The organism is Hansschlegelia beijingensis, assembly GCF_045505405.1.
Classification (GTDB): domain Bacteria; phylum Pseudomonadota; class Alphaproteobacteria; order Rhizobiales; family Methylopilaceae; genus Methylopila; species Methylopila beijingensis_A.
Genome location: NZ_JBJKEX010000238.1, coordinates 1 through 4,657, shown reverse-complemented (window position 1 = coordinate 4,657; position 4,657 = coordinate 1). Strand labels below are relative to the sequence as shown.

General features: G+C 62.9%; 5 protein-coding genes and 1 pseudogene. 4 read left to right on the top strand and 2 right to left on the bottom strand.

The window, feature by feature from the left end:
- Positions 1 to 123: 123 nt before the first annotated feature.
- Complete coding sequence (locus ACIKT0_RS13235) at positions 124 to 426, bottom strand: hypothetical protein (RefSeq protein ID WP_407105792.1); 303 nt, start codon at positions 424 to 426, stop codon at positions 124 to 126.
- Between the two features lie 41 nt (positions 427 to 467).
- On the opposite strand from ACIKT0_RS13235, the gene ACIKT0_RS13230 reads away from it, so the two are divergent.
- From ACIKT0_RS13230 to ACIKT0_RS13215, 4 genes are all read left to right on the top strand, one after another.
- On the top strand, positions 468 to 1,733 hold the full coding sequence (locus ACIKT0_RS13230; RefSeq protein WP_407105791.1) for a cation:proton antiporter: 1,266 nt from the start codon (positions 468 to 470) through the stop codon (positions 1,731 to 1,733).
- A 24-nt stretch (positions 1,734 to 1,757) separates the two neighbouring features.
- Positions 1,758 to 2,291 (top strand): DUF421 domain-containing protein, encoded by a 534-nt coding sequence (locus tag ACIKT0_RS13225; protein ID WP_407105790.1) that lies wholly within the window; start codon positions 1,758 to 1,760, stop codon positions 2,289 to 2,291.
- A 110-nt stretch (positions 2,292 to 2,401) separates the two neighbouring features.
- The gene (locus ACIKT0_RS13220) at positions 2,402 to 3,655 is read left to right on the top strand and encodes a DUF2254 domain-containing protein (protein ID WP_407105789.1); all 1,254 of its coding nucleotides are present in this window, start codon (positions 2,402 to 2,404) and stop codon (positions 3,653 to 3,655) included.
- Positions 3,656 to 3,793: 138 nt separating this feature from the next.
- Complete coding sequence (locus tag ACIKT0_RS13215; protein ID WP_407105788.1) at positions 3,794 to 4,309, top strand: DUF305 domain-containing protein; 516 nt, start codon at positions 3,794 to 3,796, stop codon at positions 4,307 to 4,309.
- 221 nt (positions 4,310 to 4,530) lie between these two features.
- Here the strand turns inward: ACIKT0_RS13215 and ACIKT0_RS13210 are convergent.
- A pseudogene (locus ACIKT0_RS13210) lies at positions 4,531 to 4,657 on the bottom strand (IS5/IS1182 family transposase); the annotation flags it as partial.

Below are 4,657 nucleotides of genomic sequence, written 5' to 3'. Positions count from 1 at the left end.
GTAAAACAGCGCCGCCTGGTCGACCTGCCGTTCACCCATCATCGCCGCCGCCCTCCGCCCGCATGACGGAGTGAATCAGCGACGGAGCCCCGCTTCAACGGCCGAGTTTTTCAACGGAATCGGTCAGGTGAGGTCCCTGCTGACAGCCGCTCGGCGCCACGACCGGACATCCAGCCTGCTGCCACAAGCAGACTCTTTATGAGGGCGATCGTTCGCGTTCAAAGCCACGGCAGCGATGGCGTCCCTGAAGCGTAGATTGACCAGCCCCAAGGCGTTTTTGAGCAGCTCCTTGCCTTCGAGGTTGTGCATCATCCGGCGCGGGATCGCACGCGCGCCGCGATCGGATCGGTCCGCGAAATCCCAACGGAACTCGGCGATCAGGCGAGGCTTGACGTTCCGCACGTTGCCGAAGCCGGCCCAGAACATGGGGGCTTAGGCCGCTGCCGGAACTTTGAGAGGGCGAGCTCGTGTTTACACTGTTTGAACTAAGCGCCTTGCTCCTGACGTTGTGTGCGCTCTTCGGGTGGCTCAACCACAAGTACCTGCCTCTTCCGCACGCTGTCGGGCTCTTGGTCATGAGCGTCGCAGCCTCCGCGTTGATGGTCGCGGCCGATGTGGCGTTCCCTGACCGTCACCTCTTCGAGAGCCTGACCGGAACCCTCCGTCAGATCGATTTCAGCAAGGTCGTCATGGACGGCATGCTGGCCTTCCTGCTTTTTGCAGGTGCGCTTCACGTAGACCTGGGAAAGCTGCGGAGCCGTGCGATCCCGGTGGCTTTGCTGGCTTTTGCCGGCACGGTGATTTCGACCGCCGTCGTGGGGTTCGCCACTTGGTGGGCGGCGCGGATCATCGGCCTCGCGATCCCACTCCCATGGGCGTTTGTCTTTGGCGCGCTGATCAGCCCGACCGACCCGGTCGCCGTGATGAGCACGCTCCGGAACGTCGCCGTTCCGGCAGACCTGGAGGTCGAGCTTCAAGGCGAGTCGCTGTTCAACGACGGCATAGGTATCGTGCTGTTCACGGTATTGCTCCGGTTTGCGATCGGCAGCAGCGCGGATGAAACAAGCGCAACGGCGATAATCGAGCTGCTCGTCATCGAAGCGGGCGGAGGCATCCTGCTCGGTTTGGTCACCGGCTACGTCGCATATTGGGGCATGAAGCAGATCGACGATTATCCGGTCGAGGTGCTGATCTCACTTGCCTTGGTGACGTGCACGTACGCTGTCGCTCAGCGGCTGCACGTCAGCGGCCCGCTCTCCATGGTGGCGGCTGGGCTCCTGATCGGCGATCGCGGTCCCCGCTACGCGATGAGCGATCGCACCCAGACATATCTCTTTGGCCTTTGGACGTTGATCGACGAAATCCTGAACTCCGTTCTCTTCCTGCTCATCGGGTTGGAGGTGCTTGTGTTGAGCTTCGCGTGGGGCTCGTTGGCGCTGGCTTTTGCGGCGATCCCGATCGTACTCATCGGGCGGCTGATCGCCGTGTCAGTCCCGCTTTTCCTGTTCTCCTGGAGCGCAACGATGTCGCTCCGCAACGTGCCCTTCCTCACTTGGGCGGGCGTGCGGGGCGGCATCTCGGTCGCGCTCGCGCTGTCGATTCCGGAAGGCCAAGCGCCATCTGCAATCCTGTCAGCGACTTATGGCGTCGTGTCGTTCAGCATCGTGGTGCAGGGCCTCACGCTCGGATGGCTGGCCAAGCGAACGATCGCGCTTGACGAAGCCACGACGTGAGAACCAGGCGAAGAGGAGAGCGTCATGTTTTTCGATAGCTGGACTGGGCTCTTCCGCGTCCTCGTCGTCGGGATTTGCGCCTACGGGGCGCTGGTCGTGTTCTTACGGATCTCAGGCAAGCGCACGCTGGCGAAGCTGAACGCCTTCGATCTCGTCGTGACCGTCGCGCTCGGCTCGACCTTGTCGTCCATCATCCTGACCAAATCCGTCGCGCTTCTCGAGGGACTGCTTGCGCTGGCGCTCCTGATCGTCCTCCAACTCGTCATCACTTGGCTATCGGTTCGCTCAGAGCGCTTCAAGAAGCTCATCAAGGCTGAGCCGACGCTGCTTCTTTACGAAGGACGGTTGCTCGAGGGGCCGATGCAGGCCCAGCGGGTCACCCGAGAAGATCTCCTGTCCGCCGTCCGCTCGCAAGGCGTGGGCGATCTGTCAGCGGTCGCCGCGGTCGTACTTGAGACCGATGGTTCGATCAGCGTGGTGCAGAAACCTCCTGGCAAAAGCAGCAGCCTTCAGAACGTTGAGGGGATTTCGGAGGCCGCCACCGGCCTCAAGAGCTGATCCTTGTTCATGGCAATGGTGCGCAGCAGCAAAGCGGAAGACGTGAGGCCGAAGATGCCCGCCGGAAACCTGACCGAGCGCAAGCGCCCCTGCGATGACGGAGTTCTTCCATGACGTCGCGCTGGGTCTGGCTGCTGTCCGTCCTCACCCGGCGCATCTGGTTTCGCGCCAGCCTGTTCTCGCTCGGCGCTGTCGCGACGGCCCTCGCCGCGATCGTGCTCAGCCCCTACATCCCCGCGGACCTGCCGACCAAGATCGGCGCGGACGCGGTCGACAACATTCTCGGGATCATCGCCTCCAGCATGCTGGCGGTGACGACGTTCTCCCTGAACATCATGGTGTCGGCCTACTCCGCGGCGACGAGCAACGTCACGCCGCGCGCGACGAAGCTCGTGATGGAGGACACAACGACCCAGAACGTCCTTGCGACGTTCCTGGGATCGTTCCTGTTCAGCCTCGTCGGCATCGTCACGCTCAGCACGGGCGCTTACGGCAGCCGAGGCCGCGTCGTCCTTTTTGTCGTCACGATCGCCGTGATCATCCTGATCGTGGTCACTCTGCTTAGGTGGATCGACCACCTCTCGAGGCTTGGGCGGGTCACGGAAACCACCGCGCGGGTGGAGAGGGTCGCCGCGGATGCGATGCGCGCGCGCCGCGATCGCCCGTATATGGGCGGGACCCGTTTCAAAGATCCCAACCAGGCCCCACCATCGACCCGGCCCATCCACGCGCAGTCCATAGGCTACCTGCAGCACCTCGACGTGGGCGCTCTGTCGAAAATCGCCCAGAGCGCGCAGGGTCAGATCTATGTTGCAGCCCTTCCGGGCAGGTTCGTCGATCCGTCACAGCCTTTGGCGTGGGCTCAAGGACTTGGCGAAGACGAATTCGACGCCGAAGTCCGCAACTGTTTCACCATTGGCGAGGTGCGCTCCTATGACCAGGATCCCCGGTTCGGAGCTTGCGTGCTCTCGGAAATCGCGTCGCGCGCCCTCTCGCCCGGCATCAACGATCCCGGTACGGCGATCGACGTGATCGGCCGCTCGGTGCGATTGCTGGCGATCTGGCTGGAGCCGGGGCCGTCAGGCGATGACGAGGTCGAATACCCGCGCGTTCACGTCCCGGCGATCGAACCAGACGACCTGTTCGAGGACATCTTCACAGGCATCGCCCGCGATGGCGCGGGCGTCATCGAGATTGGCCTGCGGCTCCAGAAGGCTTTCGGGACGCTCGCCCGCTTGGGCGACGGGCGCTACGCGCATGTGGCGCGCCGCCACGCCACTCTGGCGCTGGAGCGCGCCGAGGCGGCGCTCGTCTCGAACGATGACAAGCGGCGGCTGCGCCAGGCCGCCGTTGCGGCCAGCTGACGGCGCTGTCGACAGATTGCGCCGTACCAGACAGCCAGGAACATTGCGTCGGCTGTTTAAGTTGAAAAATGGAGCGCCAATTCATCGCGGCGCCAAAAGAGCGGCGGCCGCCTGTGGTCGTCCCTGCGGAGGAATCCGATGAGCTATGGCAGGTTTCTGGCGATGATCGTCACGTCAACGGTCGTGATGTTCGGCCTGATGTACCTCAACACGTACACGCTCGATCACCTCTTCTACAGCCAGACCAGGACTTGGATGGCGGTGCTGATGGGGGCGGTGATGGCTTTGATCATGATCGGCTTCATGTGGTCCATGTACCGGAACAGAGCCGCTAACCTCGCCATCGTGGCGGCAAGCCTGGTCGCCTTCGGGGGTGCGCTCTGGCTTGTTCGCAGTCAGGGAACGGTGAGCGACGTTTCCTACATGAAAGCAATGATCCCCCACCACTCGATCGCGATCATGACGAGCGAGCGAGCGCACATACGGGATCCGCGTGTTCGACTTCTCGCAGACCGGATCATCGAAGCGCAGGTTCGCGAGATCGGCGAGATGAAAGCGCTGCTCTCGGAACTGGAAAGAAGTCCCGTGGCGGAAGGCGCGCCCGACCTGCCATCCTACCGAGAACGCGGCGCGCCTCCTCCGCCGAAGGCATGACGACGCCTCCTCGCACGTCGACAGAAGATCGTTCGGCCAATGCATGGGCCGCACTTTCTCCGGATACGTATTTTCGGGTCTCGGCATGTCGCTGTACACACTTCCTTTGTGGCTTAACGTCGCCATCTTCACCGCTAGCGCCGCGTTGGTCTGGGCAGCCGGCACGAAGCTTGCCGTTTACGTCGATGGTATTTCTCAGCAGACCGGCTTAGGGCCGAGAATCATAACCAGTAGCTGACGATCGCGGCGATGTGGACGGCGGCGAGGAAGCTGGTGGCGTTACGGTCGTAGCGGGTTGCGACGCGTCGGAAGTCTTTGAGGCGGCAGAACATGCGCTCGATGGCGTTG